The organism is Streptomyces sp. NPDC050439 (genome assembly GCF_040655335.1).
In the GTDB taxonomy this organism is placed as follows: domain Bacteria; phylum Actinomycetota; class Actinomycetes; order Streptomycetales; family Streptomycetaceae; genus Streptomyces.
Map to the genome: position 1 here is coordinate 1,266,914 of NZ_JBFAJT010000001.1, position 16,231 is coordinate 1,283,144.

Sequence of the window (16,231 nt, forward strand, 5' to 3'; positions counted from 1 at the left end):
CACCATGCCCGCAGAGAGCTCTCGGTCCGAGTACGACTACGTGGTGGTCGGCGGCGGTACGGCAGGCGCGGTCGTCGCCGCGCGGCTGACCGAGGACCCGGACGTCAGCGTCTGCGTCCTGGAGGCCGGGCCTTCGGACGTCGGCGACGACAACATCCTGCGCCTCGAGGGCTGGATGGCCCTCCTGGAGTCCGGTTACGACTGGGACTATCCGGTGGAGCCGCAGGAGAACGGCAACAGTTTCATGCGGCACGCCCGCGCCAAGGTGCTCGGCGGCTGCTCCTCGCACAACTCCTGCATCGCGTTCTGGGCTCCCGCCGAGGATCTCGACGAGTGGGGCTCGCTGGGCTGTACGGGCTGGAGCGCGGCGGACTGCTTCCCCCTCTACCAGCGCCTGGAGACCAACGACGCGCCCGGTGACCACCACGGCCGCTCGGGCCCGGTGAACATCATGAGCGTCCCGCCGAACGATCCGTGCGGATCAGCCCTGTTGGAGGCGTGCGCGGCGGCGGGCATCCCCACCACCCCGTTCAACACCGGCACGACGGTGAAGCGCGGCGCGCACTGGTTCCAGATCAACTCCCGTCCGGACGGCACCCGTTCGTCCGCCTCGGTGTCGTATCTGCACCCGATCCTCGGCAAGCGGCCCAATCTCGAGGTGCGCACCGGCCTGCAGGCCAGGCAGCTGCTGTTCGACGAGAACCGGCGCTGCACGGGCGTCGAGTATCTGGAGCCCGACACCATCCACAGCGGCAGCGTCACCGCGCGCCGCGAGGTGATCGTGGCCTGCGGGGCCATCGACTCACCGAAGCTCCTGATGCTGTCGGGCATCGGCCCCGCCGGGCATCTGCGGGAGTGCGGGGTGGACGTGCGCGTGGACTCCCCCGGTGTCGGCTCGCACCTCCAGGACCACCCCGAGGGCGTGATCATGTGGGAGGCGAAGCAGCCGATGGTCACCTCCTCCACCCAGTGGTGGGAGATCGGCATCTTCGCGGACACCGAACCGGGCCTCGACCGCCCGGACCTGATGTTCCACTACGGCTCGGTGCCCTTCGACATGAACACCTACCGGCGCGGCTACCCGACCACCGACAACGCCTTCTGCCTCACCCCGAACGTCACCCGGGCCCGCTCGATGGGCACGGTCCGGCTGCGCACCCGCGACTTCCGGGACAAGCCGAAGGTCGACCCGCGCTACTTCACGCACGAGCACGACATCCGCGTCATGACGTACGGGCTCCGGCTCGCCCGGGAGATCGCGGCGCAGGCCCCGATGGCGGACTGGGCGGGCGCCGAACTCGCCCCGGGCCCGGACGCCACGACCGACGACGAGCTGTTCGCGTACATCCGCCAGACCCACAACACCGTCTACCACCCGGCGGGCACCGTGCGGATGGGCGCGACGGACGACGCGGACTCGCCGCTCGACCCGCAGCTGCGCGTCAAGGGCGTCACCGGGCTCCGGGTCGCCGACGCCTCGGTCATGCCGTTCCTGCCCGCGGTCAACCCGTGCATCACCACCATGATGATCGGCGAGAAGTGCGCCGACATGATCAAGGCGACCTGAGGCCCCGCGGTACAAGGATCAGCCCCGGTCGAACCACGTCGGCTGGTCCTCCGCCATGGCCTGCTTGATGCGGAAGACCCCGGCCTCGTGCAGGTCGGGCAGCCGGTCGAGCGCGAACCAGCCCACTTCGAGCGACTCGTCGTCGTTGACGCGGGCCTCACCGCCGACGGCACGGCAGCGCACGGTGATGTCCATGAACTGGCAGGTGTCCCCGTTGGGGTACGTCACCGGCTCCAGGGCCTCGATGAGCACGACGCGCTCGGCGACGCAGTGCACCGCGGTCTCCTCGAAGACCTCGCGCACCGCGCATGCGGCGGGCTGCTCCCCCGGGTCCGGGATGCCGCCGATGACCGACCACTTGCCGTTGTCGGAGCGCCGCCCGAGGAGCACTCTGCCCTCGTCGTCGAAGACGATGGCGGTGACTCCGGGAAGCCACAACAGCTGGTGGCCGGCGTCGGCCCGGATCGTGCGGATGAAGTCAGGAGTTGCCATGCAGTCGACCCTAACGGGCCTGGCGGGCGCGCCTGGCCCGCGCGCCGACCGTCACCGCCCAGCCGAGACCGCCCGCGGCGATCAGCACGAGGATGCCCTCGGGCAGGGTGCCGAAGCGGGTGGCCGGGGTCTGCGAGGAACGCAGCGGCACCTCCTCGACGAGTGAGTCGGCGGTGAACCACTTCGTCTTCTGCGAGACATGACCGTCCGGCATGATGATCGCGCTGACGCCACTGGTCACCGGGACGGTGACGGTGCGGCTGTGCTCGACGGCGCGGATGCGCGACATGGCCAGCTGCTGGTACGTCATCTCGCTGCGGTCGAACGTCGCGTTGTTGCTGGGCACCGAGATGAGCTGCGCGCCGTGGGTGACGGTGTCGCGCACGGCCCAGTCGAAGGCGGCCTCGTAGCAGGTGGCGAGGCCCACCTTGGTGCCCGCCATGGTGAAGACGCCGGGCTCGGTGCCGCGGCTGAAGTCCTGGCGCACCATGCCGACGTCGCTGCTGAAGAAGCCGACGACGTCCCGCAGCGGGATGTACTCGCCGAAGGGCTGGATCTGCCGCTTGTCGTAGGTGTCCGTGGGGCCCTTCTCCGGGTCCCACAGGATCTGCTCGTTGAAGAGCTTGCCGTCCTTGGACTCGACGACCCCGCCCACCGAGATGGGGGCGCCGATCGCCTTCACCGCGCGCTCGATCGCCGCGTGGGCGTCCGGGTTGGTGAACGGGTCGATGTCGGAGGAGTTCTCCGGCCACAGGACGAAGTCGGGCTGCTTCGCCTTGCCCGCCTTCACCCGGTCCGCGAGCCGCTCGGTCTCCCGCACGTGGTGGTCGAGCACGGCGCGGCGCTGGGCGTTGAACTCCAGGCCCGCCTGCGGGACGTTCCCCTGGATGGCCGCGACGGTCGCGGTGCCGTCCTCGGCGTCGTCGCTGACGAGCGGGCGTGCGGCGAAGGCGCCGGCGACCGGGACGAGAACGGCGAGCAAGGCGGCTGCCGCGGCGCCGCGGCGCAGGACGCCGCCGGAGCGCGAGTCGAGGGCCTGGCGCACGATCTCGTACAGGCCGAAGCCGCACAGGACCACCGCGAACCCGAGCACCGGGGTGCCGCCGAGCGCGGCAAGCGGCAGGAAGACGCCGTCCGCCTGTCCGAAGGCGATCTTCCCCCAGGGGAATCCGCTGAACGGCACGCGCGCGCGTGCCGCCTCACCGGCGATCCACAGGGCGGCGGCCCAGAGCGGATGTCCCGGCAGCCGGGAGACGGCGGCGATGCCCGCTCCGACGAGGGCGACGAACATCGCCTCGATGGCGGCGAGCGCCAGCCAGGGGCCGGGCCCGACCTCGACCCCGGTCCACACCAGGAGCGGCAGCAGGAAGCCGAGGCCGAAGAGATAGCCGAGCCCGAGGCCCGCCTTCCAGCCGCGGCCGTGCAGGCACCACGCGAACACCGCGAAGGCGGGGAGGGCCAGCCACCACAGGGTGCGTGGCGGAAAGCTGACGTAGAGCAGCACTCCGGAGAGTGCCGCCGCGGCGGCCGGGACGAGCGCTCGCAGGAAGCGGGCCTTGCGCGAAACGGGCGCGGGCCGCGGCCCGAGCTGCTCCGACTCGTCTACGGGGGTGGTGGTGGCGGTCACTCGGGGAGTGTACGGCGCGTCACTTGGACAAAGACAGGACGGTCGTGCCCCCCGCGGGGGTCCTGTCCACGCGCGTGCCGGATCGTTCCTGCGCAAGATGTCCACATCTCACGGTTCCAGCGACTACGGTGTGCCCGAGTCCCTGACCTGCGGCCGGATCGAGCCACAGCGTTCGGGGCCCGTCATACGGCGGGGGGCGACGGGGTGGGGACAACGGGGATGGCCGCTACGGCCGGGCCGCCAGGGGCATACGAAAGACGCAGCGCGTCCGACGCGACGGGCTGCGCGCTGCTCGGCGTGTGCGCCGCCTGGACCTTGATCACAGCGGGGGTGCACGGGGGCCGGCCCGAGGGGGTGCTGCTCGCGGTGCTCGCCGTGGCCGCGGGCTACGCGGGCGGCCGCATCTGCGGCGCGCTGCTGCCGGTCGCCGCGCCCTGCGCCGGTGCGCTGGCCGGGGTGGGCCTCGCCGCCGCTGCCCCGCAGCTCTCGCCGGGCCCGGTCAGCGCGGCGCCGCTCGGCCACACCGGCGCCACGGCGGCGCTCCTGATCCTGGCCTCGGGGGCGGCCTGCGCCGCGGCATGGGCGGCCCGCAGTGCCTCGGCGCGGCTGGCGATGCGGCTGCTCGCCGTGGGCATATCGGTGGCCGCGGCGGCGCTCGGTTCGGTGGCCGGAGTCGTCGCCTGCACCGGGATCCTGCTGTGCTCGCTGGCGACCGCGCTGATGCGGCGCAGGGTGCTCGGCCTGGCCGGTCTCGCCCTCGCGACGGCGGTGGTGACCGGTCTGACCTGGGCGATCGCCGACGACGTACTGCCGGAGGGGCTGAGCGCGTCCCTGGAGGGTCAGCTCGACGGCTACCGGGTCGAGCTGTGGCAGGACGCGCTGACGCTCGCGGGCCAGGAACCCGCGGTGGGCGTGGGCCCCGGCCGGTTCGCCGACGCCAGCCCGACGGTGGCCGAACATCTCCTGACCGACGGCAAGCCCCACTCGGCGCCGTTGCAGCAGGTGGCCGAGCAGGGCCTGGTGGGCGTGGTCCTTCTCGCGGCGGTCTTCTGCTGGCTTCTGTACGCCCTGTACCGCTCGCCGCGCTCCACCCAGGTCGTCCTGTCGGCGGGCGCGGCCCTGACGGCGCTGGCCGCGGTGGCGTCGGTCGGCAACGCGCTGAGCCTCACGGCGGTGACGACGGGCGCGGGCTATCTCGCGGGCATCGCCACGGCGCGACCGCTGGCCGATGAACCGGCGCAGGTCAGGCCGCCTGGCGCCCCGCCAGGGACAACCGGTGGCGAATGATCCGTACGGCGGCTTCGGCGTCGTCGACGGTGACCGTGAACTTCCGGCCGTCACCCAGGCTGAGGACCAGGCCCTCACCGCGCCTGACGACGACGGCGGTGCCTAGCTCGGGCCGCGAGCGGTAGCCCCAGCCGCCCCACTGCCGGGGGCAGACGACCTGCGCGAACTCGGCCCCCACCACGTGGGAGAGGAGGATGCGGCGGCGCGGCAGGCCCATGTGCCCGCAGCGCACTTCCAGGCAGTCCTTGTCGACCGTCACGGCCACATGGACGAAGGCGAGGGTCCCGAACAGGATCAGCAGCCCGGCGGCGATGCATCCCACGACGGACATGGCGAGGGCGGCGATCCCGGACGTCCACATGTTGTCGACGGCCAGCTCGATCCCCAGCGCGAGGCAGAGAGCGCCGGCCAGGGCCAGCAGCCACTGCACGCGGTTGGTCGCGCTTCCGGTCCAGACTTCCGGCGGGGCGTCGGCTGTGCTGCCCCGCTCGCCGTGGGTGTGGTCCCTCATGCGACCGAGAGTACCGACGTTCCGGTGGGAAGGCACGGCATCGCGGAGCGTCACCACTCCACTTGTCCGAGACTCAGCGTGCGGGGGTGGCCGCCGCCAGGAGCCTGCCTTCGGCGTACGTGTGCGCGGCGAGGGGCAGCTCGGCGGCACGGCCGCTGAGGATGACCGTGAGGCCGCCTTCCGTGCCGCTGCCGGGGCCGGGAAGCTCTCCGGCCCTGCGCAGCGCCTGGGCGGCGACGGCTCCGGCGGAGCCGTGCAGGACAAGGGGCGGCAGCTCGGGTTGCTGGAGGGCCGCGCGGATGCGCTCGCCGACCAGCTCGTAATGGGTGCAGCCCAGGACGACGGCACTTACGTCACGCGGGGTGAGTGCCGCCGCCGCGGCGACCGCCCTGTCGATGGCCGCCTCGTCGGCGGACTGCACGGCGTCCGCGAGGCCGGGGCAGGGCACCTCCGTGACGGCGACGCCGCCGCCGAACTCCTCGATGAGGCCGCGCTGGTAGGGGCTCCCCGTGGTGGCGGGGGTGGCCCAGATGGCGATGGGGCCACCACCGGCCACGGCTGGCTTGATCGCCGGCACGGTCCCGATGACGGGCAGGTCGGGTTCGAAGCGGGCGCGCAGGGCGGGCAGGGCGTGCACGGACGAGGTGTTGCAGGCCACGATCAGCGCCTGGGGGTGGTGCGCGGCGGCCGCCTCCGCGATGGCGAGCGAGCGCTCCGTGATGTCCTGCGCGGTACGCGGTCCCCAGGGCAGTCCGTCGGGGTCCGAGGAAAGGACGAGATCGGCGTCCGGCCGCAGACGACGTACCGCCGCCGCGGCGGGGAGCAGGCCGATACCGGAGTCCATGAGCGCGATCTTCACCCGGTCACCATAGTCGATCGGCCTCCTGGGCCCGGTGGCGTGGGGCAGACTGCGGCGGATGAGCGCCGTTGTGTGGACCGCCGCCGCATCGCTTGCCGCCTGGCTGTGGCTGCTGTGGGGACAGGGCTTCTTCTGGCGCACCGACCTGCGTCTGCCGCCGCGCCGCGAACCGGACCTCTGGCCCTCGGTCTGCGTCGTCGTGCCCGCCCGCGACGAGGCCTCCGTGCTGCCCGAGAGCCTGCCCTCGCTGCTGGCCCAGGACTACCCGGGCCGGGCGGAGATCTTCCTTGTCGACGACGGGAGTTCGGACGGCACCGGGACGCTGGCCCGCTCCCTCGCCGACCGGCACGGCGGCCTGCCGCTGACCGTCGGTTCACCGGGAGAGCCACCGCCGGGCTGGACCGGCAAGCTGTGGGCCGTACGGCACGGCATCGGCCTGGCACGCGCGCGTGCGCCCCGCTATCTGCTGCTCACCGACGCGGACATCGCTCATGAGCCGGACAGCCTGCGGGAGTTGGTCGCGGCGGCGGAAACGGCCGGATTCGACCTTGTCTCGCAGATGGCGCGGCTGCGCGTCGCGAGCATGTGGGAGCGGCTCGTCGTCCCGGCGTTCGTCTACTTCTTCGCGCAGCTGTATCCGTTCCGCTGGATCGCGAAGAAGGGCTCGCGCACGGCCGCGGCCGCCGGCGGATGCGTCCTGCTGAGCACGGCCGCCGCCGAGCGCGCGGCGATCCCCGACTCGATCCGGCACGCGGTGATCGACGACGTGACGCTGGCGCGGGCAGTGAAGCGTTCGGGCGGCCGCATCTGGCTGGGGCTCGCGGAGCGCGTCGACAGCGTGCGCCCCTACCCCGGGCTCGGCGACCTCTGGCGGATGGTCTCGCGCAGCGCCTACGCCCAACTCCGCCACAATCCGCTGATCCTGCTCGGCACGGTCCTGGGGCTCGCCCTGATCTATCTGCTGCCCCCGGTCGCGCTGCTCGGCGGCCTGGCCACCGGCAGCGCGGCACCGGCCGTGCTCGGCGGCATCGCGTGGCTGGTGATGACGGCGACGTACGTCCCGATGCTGCGCTACTACCGGCAGACTCTCTGGCTCGCTCCCCTGCTGCCGTTCACCGCTTTCCTCTACCTCCTCATGACGGTGGATTCGGCGGTGCAGCACTACAGGGGGCGCGGAGCGGCGTGGAAGGGGCGGACCTACACCCGCCCCGACCCCGCTCCCGAGCGGAACTGAGACCCCCGCTACTTCCGGCCGGGCGTCCAGTTCATGCCCCAGCCGTACGCGTAGTCGATGGTGCGCTGCGGGCTGACGCCACGCTCCGGGACCAGGTAGCGGGCTTCGCGCTGGACGAAGAGGTCGCCGTTGTTGTTCGTGAGCAGGGCGAGCGCGCACACCGTGGAGGGCACCGTGCACTCGTCCAGCGAGAAGTCGATGGAGGCGCCGTGCTGCGGTTGCAGGGTCACCGTGGCGTTCAGGTCGGCGAAGCTGCGCGCGCCTTCGTAGATCGTCACGAAGATGACGATGCGCTTGAAGTCCTTGATGTGGTCGAGGTTGACCGTGAGGTTCTCGCCGCTGGCCACCGCTCCGGTGCGGTCGTCGCCGTCGAGCAGCAGATACGGGGGCCGGTCGAGGGATCCGAAGGCGTTGCCGAGCGCCTGGACGACGCCCTTGCGGCCGTCGCTCAACTCGTACAGGGCGCACAGGTCGAGGTCGAGGTCCGCATGCATGGCCACGGCCCGGCCGAGCTTGCTGGCCCAGCCCTTGAACTGCTTGCGCACCTCCCAGTTGAGGTTCACGCGCATCGCGCCGGAGGTGCCGCCCTGCTTGGTGAGGGAGACCGACGGGGCGTCCTTGGTGAGCGTGACCTTGGTCAGGCGCACGGGCGGGCCCGCGGGTGCGGGGGACGCGGCGGGCGGCGGCGGGGCCTGGACGGGGGCCGCGGGAGCCACCGGGGCCGGGGCCGGAGCGGGCGGAGGCTGCACCGCGGCCGGGGCGGGCGCGGGCGCCTGCTGCGGTTCGTCCACCGAGATCCCGTAGTCGGTGGCCAGGCCCTGGAGTCCGCTGCCGTAACCCTGCCCGACGGCGCGGAACTTCCACGCGCCCTGGCGGCGGTAGAGCTCGCCGAGGACGAACGCCGTCTCCACGGTCGCGTCCTCGCTGTCGTACCGCGCGATCTCGGCGCCGTTCGCCGCGTCGACGACCCGGATGAAGAGGCCGGGGACCTGCCCGAACGTGCCGCCGTCCGTCGAGGCGGCTAGCACCACGGTCTCCACGGCGGGCTCCACGCGCGCGAGGTCCACCACGAGCGCGTCGGTCACCCGGCCGCCGTCGGTCTTTTTGCCCTCGTGGCGCACCGCACCGGAGGTGTGGACCGCCTGGTTGTAGAAGACGAAGTCGTCGTCCGAGCGGACCTTTCCGGAAGCGGCGAGCAGCAGGGCCGACGCGTCGGCGTCCGGCACCCCGGCTCCCGAGGCCCACCCCAGTTCGACGCGCACGGCAGGTGCCGGCACGGGAACATTCGATCCTTTAGGCATTGTCATGTCCGCCCCCATCGCAAGTCGCCACGTCCGGCCAGGCCGCCGTCCCGTTCATGACCAACCTATTACCCGGACCCCCGAGAGGCCCATGTCCACCCTCGACACCCTGCCGCACGGCCATCACGTCAACCGTGCGTCAACCGCCGGTAACCCGTACGGAGCTTGGCTTTTACAGGATCCCTACGTCGCTGCGCGACCGATTTTTCCTAAGTTCGCTCACATTGGGGACGTCCGGTCACTACCGACACGTAAAACAACCCTCTTATCGGTCTCCCCAACCAGCACATCAAGGGCTTAACTTATGTGTCATGACCTCCCCCCGCTCCACCTATGGCGGCGGTTACTACTCCGCGCCGTCCTTCCCGGACACTCCGATCTACGACTCCCTTGTCGCCGAGCGGGGTACTCCTCAGATCGCCCCGATCCGGGTCCCCTCCGCGTACGACACGGGCAGTCACCTGCCCGCGCTGCAGTCGGCCTTGCCCGCGCTGCCCGCAGCCCCGTCCCACCACAACCCCTCGTACGGCTACGCGCAGCAGCCCGCACCGCTGCAGCAGGCGCCCGCGCCGTACATCCCGCAGCAGCCGTCGGCGCCGCGCGGCTACCCGGGTCCCCAGCAACAACAACAGCGTCCCCCGGCCGGAACGGGCTACGAGGCCATGCGCCCCGCGGCACCCCGCCCCGCCCCGGCGACGTACGAGGACCCGTACAACCGCCCCTACCGCGGCTACTGATTCGGCCGCATGCGCCCCTGTCAGTGGCTGCTGGCAGGATGGCCGCATGCCGAATCCAGCGCTGCACTCGATCCACTTCTACCCGCTCAAGGCGGTCGGGGGACACGCTCCGCGTGAGGCCGTCGTCGAGCCCTGGGGGCTCGCGGGTGACCGGCGGTGGGTCCTGGTGGACAGCGACGGACGAATCGTCACGCAACGGCCGCATCCGCGGCTGGCGTTGGCCGCCGCCGAGCTCCTGCCCGGCGGCGGCATACGCATGTCCGCGCCCGGCCGGGAGCCGCTGACGGTCGCCGTACCACCGCCCGGCGAGACCGTCACGGTGGACATCTGGAAGGACATGGTCGAGGCGGTGCCCGCGGACCCGGCGGCGCACGCCTGGTTCAGCGCCTACCTGGACACGGACGCCCGGCTCGTCCACCTCGACGATCCCGCGACCAAGCGCCCCATCGACCCGGCGTACGCCAAGGACGGCGAGACCGTCTCCTTCGCCGACGGGTATCCGCTGCTCCTGACCACGCTCTCCTCCCTCGACGCCCTGAACTCGCTCATCGCGCAGGGCGACCACTCCGACGAGGGGCCGCTTCCCATGAACCGTTTCCGGCCGAATGTGGTCGTGGACGGGACGGCGCCCTGGGCCGAGGACGACTGGTCCCGCGTCGCCATCGGCGAGGTCACCTTCCGGGTGGCCAAGACGTGCGGCCGCTGTGTCGTGACCACCACCGACCAGCGCAGCGCGGAGCGCGGCAAGGAGCCGCTGCGCACGCTCGCCAAGCACCGCCGCTTCGGCGACCAGCTGGTGTTCGGCCAGAATCTGGTGCCGGAGACGACCGGATCGATCCGGGTCGGCGACGCGTTCACCGTCCTCGATTGAGAGTCGCCCGCTCGGGAACTCGAAGGCCCGGCACGGTCGTTGGTCATGACGGACGCGGAAGGGGGTGCAGGACTGTGCGAGCACTCGTCGGGCTCTGGCGCTGGCGGCGCAATCCGCTGCGTCGCAGGACCGACCTCGTCGAAGCCTGGGTGGCCCTCGTGGCCGTGCTGCTCATCGCCGTGTCCGTGCCGCTGGCCGGCTTCGCGGTCGGCAACGCCTCGCGGGACGCCCTGCTCCAGTCGGTGCGGGAACAGCGCGAGGTGCGGCACGAGGTCGCGGGCACGGTGATCAAGAAGGTTTCGAGACCTCCGGTCGACCCCGATCCCGAGACGTCTTCCGCGCGCGACAGGCACAGCCGTGTGCTCGCCGAGTGGACCGCCCCGGACGGCACGGCGCACACCGGCACGGTGGTGGCCGCCCTCGAGTCCCCCGACCCGGGCGACCGCTTCCGGCTCTGGACGGACGAGCACGGCCAGGTGGTCGGCCGCCCGCTGGACGACGCGACCGCGAGCACGCACGCGGCACTGGCCGGGATCGGCGCCGCCGTGGCGGTCGCCGGACTCGTCGAAGGAGCCCGCCGGATCGTCGTCTGGCGCATCGTGGTGCGGCGTCACGACCGCTGGGACCAGGCCTGGGAGAAGGCGGGCCCGGACTGGGGACGGACCGGCACCGGCTCATGAAGCCCTGCTCGCAGCACCGGTGGAGACCTCCCGGTCCGGTGAGAGAGCGGCGATGACCAGGTGAGAGCCTGGCGATCGGGTCAACTCGCCCTCGCCGCGCGCGCTACGGTGGACCGGCCGAACTCTTCGGCGCCTTGCGCGAGGTCGTGAGGACCCGCGTACGACAAGGTGGGGGCAGAGCAACTCCATGGCACAGGGCACGGTCCAGGTGACGCACACCGGAACCTCGCGGTGGCGGCGCCGCACGGGTGAGTACGCATCGCTCGCTGCCGCCTTGGAGGCCGCGAGCGACGGGGACGTCCTCACCATCGCCCCCGGCACGTACCGCGAGAACCTCGTCGTCCAGCGGGCGGTGACGCTGCGCGGCCCCGAGGGCTCCCCCGGCTCCGTCCGCATCGCGCCCTCCGACGGGGTGCCGCTCACCGTCCGGTCCTCCGCCGTGGTGCAGGACCTGCATGTCGAGGGCCAGGACTCGGCCGCGCCCGCGCTGCTCGTCGAGGACGGTGCGCCCGAACTCATCGACGTACGCGTGGTGACTCGCTCCGCCAGCGGCATCGAGGTGCGCGGCGGTGCGCGCCCCACCGTGCGGCGCTGCACGGTCGACAACCCGGGCGGCATCGGCATCGCCGTGCTCGACGGCGGGGGCGGGGTCTTCGAGGAGTGCGAGGTCGTCTCGGCCGGACAGTCGGGCATAGCGGTGCGCGGCGGCGCGCACCCCCGCCTCGAGCGCTGCCGGGTGCATCACGCATCCGGCGCGGGGCTCTCGGTGACCGGTGAGCACTCGGGCCTGGAGGCCATCGGCTGCGAGGTGTACGAGGTCAAGGGTTCGGGCGTGCAGATCACCGGGCGGGCCGCGGCGCATCTGACGGACTGCGACGTGCACCGCACGACGTCGGACGGCGTCACGCTCGACACGGACGCGGTCCTCACGCTGGCCGACTGCCGCATCCACGACATCCCGGAGAACGCGATCGACCTGCGTTCCCGCTCGGTCCTGACCCTCACGCGTTCCACCGTGCGCCAGTTCGGGCGCAACGGCCTCTCGGTGTGGGACCCGGGCACGCGCGTGGACGCCAACCAGTGCGAGATCCACGACAGCACGGGCGACTACCCCGCGGTGTGGGTCAGCGACGGCGCGACGGCCGTCCTGGAGTCCTGCCGGGTGCACGACGTGCCGGACGCCTTGTTCGTTCTCGACCGCGGCTCGCGCGCCGACGTAGTCGACAGCGATCTCTCCCAGGTGCGCAACACGGCGGTGTCCGTGAGCGACGGCGCGACGGCGCAGCTGGACGACTGCCGCATCCGCGACGCCGCCACCGGCGCGTGGTTCCGCGACCACGGCAGCGGCGGCACCCTGGCCAACTGCACGGTCGACGGCGTCCAGACGGGCGTCATCGTCACCAAGGGCGCCGACCCCACCCTGGAGCGCTGCACGGTCACTTCACCCGCGGAGGCGGGTTTCTACGTCTCGGCGGGCGGCCGCGGCAGCCTGCACGGCTGCCGGGTGACCGACAGCGGGGGGTACGGCTTCCACGTCATCGACGGTTGTCGTACGACGCTGAAGAAGTGCCGCACGGAGCGGTGCGCGCGCGGCGGCTTCGAGTTCGCCGAGGACGGGCCGCTCGTCGAGGACTGCACGAGCGACGAGAGCGGCGGGGTCCGGACCGCGGCGGCCTCGGCTTCCGCGGCGCCGGAGGCGGCTCCGCGGACGGCCAAGCAGTCCGTGGGGCTGCTCGGCGCGATCCCCGGTCAGCGCACGGATCTGGCGCCCGCGACGGCCACACCCCCCGAGCCGCCGTCCCGCTCCTCCAAGGACGTGCTCGGTGAACTCGACACCCTGGTCGGCCTGGAGAGCGTCAAGCGCGAGGTGCGCGCCCTCACGGACATGATCGAGGTGGGGCGCCGCAGGCAGCTCGCCGGCCTCAAGGCCGCCTCCGTGCGCCGCCATCTGGTGTTCACCGGCTCCCCCGGCACCGGCAAGACGACCGTGGCACGGCTCTACGGCGAGATCCTCGCCTCGCTCGGCGTCCTGGAGAGCGGGCATCTCGTCGAGGTGTCGCGGGTCGACCTGGTGGGCGAGCACATCGGGTCGACGGCGATCCGCACGCAGGAGGCGTTCGACCGGGCGCGCGGCGGTGTGCTGTTCATCGACGAGGCGTACGCCCTGTCGCCCGAGGACTCCGGGCGTGACTTCGGCCGGGAGGCCATCGACACCCTGGTGAAGCTGATGGAGGACCACCGCGAGGCCGTGGTGGTGATCGTCGCGGGCTACACGGCCGAGATGAAGCGCTTCCTTTCGGTCAATCCCGGTGTGGCTTCCCGCTTCTCACGGACCATCACCTTCGGCGACTACGCCCCCGAGGAGCTGCTGCGGATCGTCGAGCAGCAGGCCGAGGAGCACGAGTACCACCTCGACACGGGGACGGGCGAGGCCCTCCTGAAGTACTTCACGGCGCTTCCGAAGGGTCCTGCTTTCGGCAACGGCCGCACCGCGCGCCAGACGTTCGAGGCGATGGTGGAGCGGCACGCGGGCCGGGTCGCCCAGTTCGAGGAACCGAGCAAGGACGACCTCACCCTGCTGTATCCGGAGGATCTGCCGGAGCTGCCGTGACCGCCGCCACGGGCTCGGCAGCGGGTTCGAGGGCGCGCGGCGCCGGCACGGCGGGCTTGAGCCGGGCGAGCAGTTTTGCCCGTTCCTCGGCGAAGGCGGGGTCGGCCCGGTAGTCGGAGTGGCCCAGGATCGGTGCGGGGAGCGGGTGTTCCTCCGTGCGTCCGTAGACCAGGGGGTCCTTGAGCGCGTCGTGGTCGACCTTCGGCCCGCCGTCGTCGGCCTGCACCCGGACGGGACCGCCGATCGGGTCGGTGCTGCGGTACAGGTTGCGCCAGCAGTCGACCTCGCGATGCAGGGAGCCGAGGGCGGCCGGGCCGAAGTGGGCGGGGAACCAGCGGCCGTAGAGGCGCTCCAGGGGTGAGCCGTAGGTGAGGAGGGCGACCCTCTTGCGGACGGACGGCCACAACTGCCAGGCGGCAGCGGCGGCGAGGACGCTGCCCTGCGAGTGGCCGGAGATGACGAGCCTGCCCCCGGTGGCGCGCGTCGCGCGGGTCCAGGTGTGCATGCGCCAGGTGAGATCGGGCACCGCACGCTCGGCGTAGCAGGGCGGGGCGAAGGGGTGGGCGGCGCGCGGCCAGAAGGTGCCGACGTCCCACAGGATGCCGATGGTGCGCCGTGCGGAGGGATCGCGGTAGGCGCGGCGGCCCCACGTCACGAACAGTATGAAGCCGAAGCCGATCAGCCAGGAGCCGAGCGCCTGCGAGGTCTCGGCCGCGCCCTCGAAGAAGAGCGGCAGGCCTTGTGCGGCCTTGCTCGGGACTTCCTCGCTCACCCACGCGCCGACCAGGGCGCCCGCGCCGAGCAGCAGCGTCACCGCCGAGGTGATGCCCACCAGGAGGGGCGCGCGGTCGGTGAGGGCGGCACGTGCGCGTGTGCCCGCGATGCGGCGGCTGCGGGCCGCGTCCTTCGGCTCACCGGGGTATTCGAGGGGGATGTCCTCCCGGTCGCGGCGTGCCCGCCGCCAGGTGCGGACGCCGAGCCAGCCGCACAGTGCGGCGACGACCACGAGGAGGGGCGGGATGACGGATGCCTGCCAGGTCAGGAGCACGGGCGGGCCGTCGATGGTGCCGCCGGAGCCCGGCTCCCCCGCGCCGTCGAGCCAGTCGGCGACCCGCTGGGCGCCGCCCCCGGACATCACACCGCCGAGCGCGCAGGCGAGCATGGCGACGGAGGGACCCGCGAAGCCACGCAGGGCGGTGCGCGGGTCGGGGGCCGTGCGGTAGAGCGCGCGGGCGACCACCGCGAGCGCGATGACCAGGAGCCCTTGGACCAGGGCGATGCCGCCGAAGGTCGCGTTGCCCGGGAGCCTGCCCTCGGAGGTCCAGTCGGGGCGTGACCATCCCGCGTACAGAAGCGTCAGGACGAGCAGGGTGAGCGCGCCGAGGGGCAGCCTGCGGATCAGTTTCTCGTCGAGGTGCCGGTCGAGCCTGTTCTCGCTGCGGCCCCTGCGCCAGACCACCAGGGCGACCAGGCCGCCGCCCAGGACCAGTGTCACGACGAGGATCCAGCCGAGGGCGTCGAGCAGCGCGGAGCCGCCGGGCCGCCGGTCGTGGCGTGCGGCCGCGGCGCCGACCGCGGCGGCGACCGTGAGAAACCCGGCGGCCGTGTGCGCGGCGCGCAGGCGGGCCACGAGGCGGCGGCCGTACCAGAAGCCGGGCTTGCCGAGCGCGGTGCGGCCGGCCTCCTCCTCCGGGTCGTCCTGGTGGGGCAGCGGCGTCTGCGACTCGTACGCGCTCCAGGTGCGCTGGGACAGATACCAGAGCAGGCCGGTGAGCGCGGCCGGCAGCAGGGCGGCGAAGGCGAGCCGGCGTCCCGGCTGGCTCCACCAGCCGCCGTGTCCGGAGGCGTCGGTCGCGAGGAAGCCGAGCCAGGAGCGTTCGGCGGCGCACTCGGGAGTGCCCGCGCACTGCCAGGCGATCAGGTCGATGGCGACCTCACAGGCGGCGGCGACCAGCAGGACGGTGAGGGTGAGCCCGGTCAGGCGCACCAGGAGGCCGTACGTCCGGACGGTCTTGCGCATGCGCCGTGAGGTGGGGCGCATCCAGTGCGCGAGGTTGACCACCATGAACGGGAGCAGCAGGAGCCACAGGGCCCGCGAGCCGTTGCCGGAGGTCAGATTGCACCAGACGTACGCCTCCGGGACCGGCTTGCCCCGGTAGTCGTCCGGGCGTTTCTCGGCGTCGGCGTCCTCGGCGCGGCGGAACACGGCCGCCGTCTCGTCGCCGGAGATCCGCACGGTCCGCGGATCGCCCAGCATCTCTTCGGGTGTCGTGCCCCCCACCCCGTGGACGAGGAGTTCGAGAGCCGTCTCTTCTCTGTGGTCAGCCGCCACTGTTCGCTTCCCCCGATGTGCGCGTGGTCAGAGAGAAGGATCTCCATTCCTGACCCCGTCCACACCAGCCATCACGTAATCTCCCCGTTCCGGGTGACCGCGCGGAATCGGGCGGTGGACCG

At 72.4% G+C, this 16,231-nt stretch carries 13 protein-coding genes; 7 read left to right on the forward strand and 6 right to left on the reverse strand.

From position 1 onward, the window contains the following. Nucleotides 1-4 precede the first annotated feature (4 nt). Nucleotides 5-1,567, forward strand: coding sequence for a GMC family oxidoreductase N-terminal domain-containing protein (locus AB0I66_RS05620; protein ID WP_363206386.1), 1,563 nt, complete (start codon nucleotides 5-7; stop codon nucleotides 1,565-1,567). A gap of 18 nt (nucleotides 1,568-1,585) precedes the next feature. On the opposite strand, the gene AB0I66_RS05625 is transcribed toward AB0I66_RS05620, so the two are convergent. After that, the gene (locus AB0I66_RS05625; protein ID WP_363206387.1) at nucleotides 1,586-2,059 is read right to left on the reverse strand and encodes an NUDIX domain-containing protein; all 474 of its coding nucleotides are present in this window, start codon (nucleotides 2,057-2,059) and stop codon (nucleotides 1,586-1,588) included. A 10-nt stretch (nucleotides 2,060-2,069) separates the two neighbouring features. Further along, nucleotides 2,070-3,686 carry an apolipoprotein N-acyltransferase gene (gene lnt / locus AB0I66_RS05630; RefSeq protein ID WP_363206388.1) on the reverse strand — a complete coding sequence of 539 codons (1,617 nt, stop codon included), beginning with the start codon at nucleotides 3,684-3,686 and terminating at the stop codon, nucleotides 2,070-2,072. A gap of 219 nt (nucleotides 3,687-3,905) precedes the next feature. On the opposite strand from lnt, the gene AB0I66_RS05635 reads away from it, so the two are divergent. Then, a complete protein-coding gene (locus AB0I66_RS05635; RefSeq protein WP_363206389.1) occupies nucleotides 3,906-4,973 on the forward strand; it encodes an O-antigen ligase family protein in 1,068 nt (355 codons plus the stop codon). Here AB0I66_RS05635 and AB0I66_RS05640 read toward each other — a convergent pair. Together AB0I66_RS05640 and AB0I66_RS05645 are read right to left on the reverse strand one after the other, a co-directional pair. After that, a complete protein-coding gene (locus tag AB0I66_RS05640) occupies nucleotides 4,930-5,484 on the reverse strand; it encodes a hypothetical protein (protein WP_363206390.1) in 555 nt (184 codons plus the stop codon). The genes AB0I66_RS05635 and AB0I66_RS05640 overlap by 44 nt on opposite strands. 73 nt (nucleotides 5,485-5,557) lie before the next feature. Beyond that, a complete protein-coding gene (locus tag AB0I66_RS05645) occupies nucleotides 5,558-6,343 on the reverse strand; it encodes an aspartate/glutamate racemase family protein (RefSeq protein ID WP_363206391.1) in 786 nt (261 codons plus the stop codon). Between the two features lie 58 nt (nucleotides 6,344-6,401). Here AB0I66_RS05645 and AB0I66_RS05650 point away from each other — a divergent pair, with 58 nt between their 5' ends. Further along, on the forward strand, nucleotides 6,402-7,577 hold the full coding sequence (locus AB0I66_RS05650; RefSeq protein ID WP_363206392.1) for a glycosyltransferase: 1,176 nt from the start codon (nucleotides 6,402-6,404) through the stop codon (nucleotides 7,575-7,577). 8 nt (nucleotides 7,578-7,585) lie between these two features. Here AB0I66_RS05650 and AB0I66_RS05655 read toward each other — a convergent pair whose 3' ends face one another. Then, on the reverse strand, nucleotides 7,586-8,896 hold the full coding sequence (locus tag AB0I66_RS05655; RefSeq protein WP_363206393.1) for a TerD family protein: 1,311 nt from the start codon (nucleotides 8,894-8,896) through the stop codon (nucleotides 7,586-7,588). A gap of 293 nt (nucleotides 8,897-9,189) precedes the next feature. Between AB0I66_RS05655 and AB0I66_RS05660 the strand changes: the two genes are divergently transcribed. The 4 genes from AB0I66_RS05660 to AB0I66_RS05675 all read left to right on the forward strand — a co-directional run bounded on the left by AB0I66_RS05660 (nucleotide 9,190) and on the right by AB0I66_RS05675 (nucleotide 13,777). After that, nucleotides 9,190-9,615: a DUF6643 family protein gene (locus tag AB0I66_RS05660; RefSeq protein ID WP_363206394.1), complete on the forward strand. Its 426-nt coding sequence runs from the start codon at nucleotides 9,190-9,192 to the stop codon at nucleotides 9,613-9,615. A 46-nt stretch (nucleotides 9,616-9,661) separates the two neighbouring features. After that, the gene (locus tag AB0I66_RS05665; RefSeq protein WP_363206395.1) at nucleotides 9,662-10,486 is read left to right on the forward strand and encodes an MOSC N-terminal beta barrel domain-containing protein; all 825 of its coding nucleotides are present in this window, start codon (nucleotides 9,662-9,664) and stop codon (nucleotides 10,484-10,486) included. Between the two features lie 74 nt (nucleotides 10,487-10,560). Continuing rightward, nucleotides 10,561-11,166: a hypothetical protein gene (locus AB0I66_RS05670; RefSeq protein ID WP_363206396.1), complete on the forward strand. Its 606-nt coding sequence runs from the start codon at nucleotides 10,561-10,563 to the stop codon at nucleotides 11,164-11,166. A gap of 187 nt (nucleotides 11,167-11,353) precedes the next feature. Then, nucleotides 11,354-13,777: a right-handed parallel beta-helix repeat-containing protein gene (locus AB0I66_RS05675; protein WP_363206397.1), complete on the forward strand. Its 2,424-nt coding sequence runs from the start codon at nucleotides 11,354-11,356 to the stop codon at nucleotides 13,775-13,777. Here AB0I66_RS05675 and AB0I66_RS05680 read toward each other — a convergent pair. Continuing rightward, nucleotides 13,737-16,034 carry a hypothetical protein gene (locus AB0I66_RS05680; protein WP_363206697.1) on the reverse strand — a complete coding sequence of 766 codons (2,298 nt, stop codon included), beginning with the start codon at nucleotides 16,032-16,034 and terminating at the stop codon, nucleotides 13,737-13,739. The genes AB0I66_RS05675 and AB0I66_RS05680 overlap by 41 nt on opposite strands. Nucleotides 16,035-16,231 lie beyond the last annotated feature (197 nt).

Bases quoted from the DNA above. Each gene is read 5' to 3' on its own strand.
- AB0I66_RS05620 (WP_363206386.1), top strand. From the start codon at position 5: ATGCCCGCAGAGAGCTCTCGGTCCGAGTACGACTACGTGGTGGTCGGC.
- AB0I66_RS05625 (WP_363206387.1), bottom strand. From the start codon at position 2,059: ATGGCAACTCCTGACTTCATCCGCACGATCCGGGCCGACGCCGGCCAC.
- AB0I66_RS05635 (WP_363206389.1), top strand. From the start codon at position 3,906: ATGGCCGCTACGGCCGGGCCGCCAGGGGCATACGAAAGACGCAGCGCG.
- AB0I66_RS05640 (WP_363206390.1), bottom strand. From the start codon at position 5,484: ATGAGGGACCACACCCACGGCGAGCGGGGCAGCACAGCCGACGCCCCG.
- AB0I66_RS05650 (WP_363206392.1), top strand. From the start codon at position 6,402: ATGAGCGCCGTTGTGTGGACCGCCGCCGCATCGCTTGCCGCCTGGCTG.
- AB0I66_RS05655 (WP_363206393.1), bottom strand. From the start codon at position 8,896: ATGGGGGCGGACATGACAATGCCTAAAGGATCGAATGTTCCCGTGCCG.
- AB0I66_RS05660 (WP_363206394.1), top strand. From the start codon at position 9,190: ATGACCTCCCCCCGCTCCACCTATGGCGGCGGTTACTACTCCGCGCCG.
- AB0I66_RS05665 (WP_363206395.1), top strand. From the start codon at position 9,662: ATGCCGAATCCAGCGCTGCACTCGATCCACTTCTACCCGCTCAAGGCG.
- AB0I66_RS05675 (WP_363206397.1), top strand. From the start codon at position 11,354: ATGGCACAGGGCACGGTCCAGGTGACGCACACCGGAACCTCGCGGTGG.
- AB0I66_RS05680 (WP_363206697.1), bottom strand. From the start codon at position 16,034: ATGCTGGGCGATCCGCGGACCGTGCGGATCTCCGGCGACGAGACGGCG.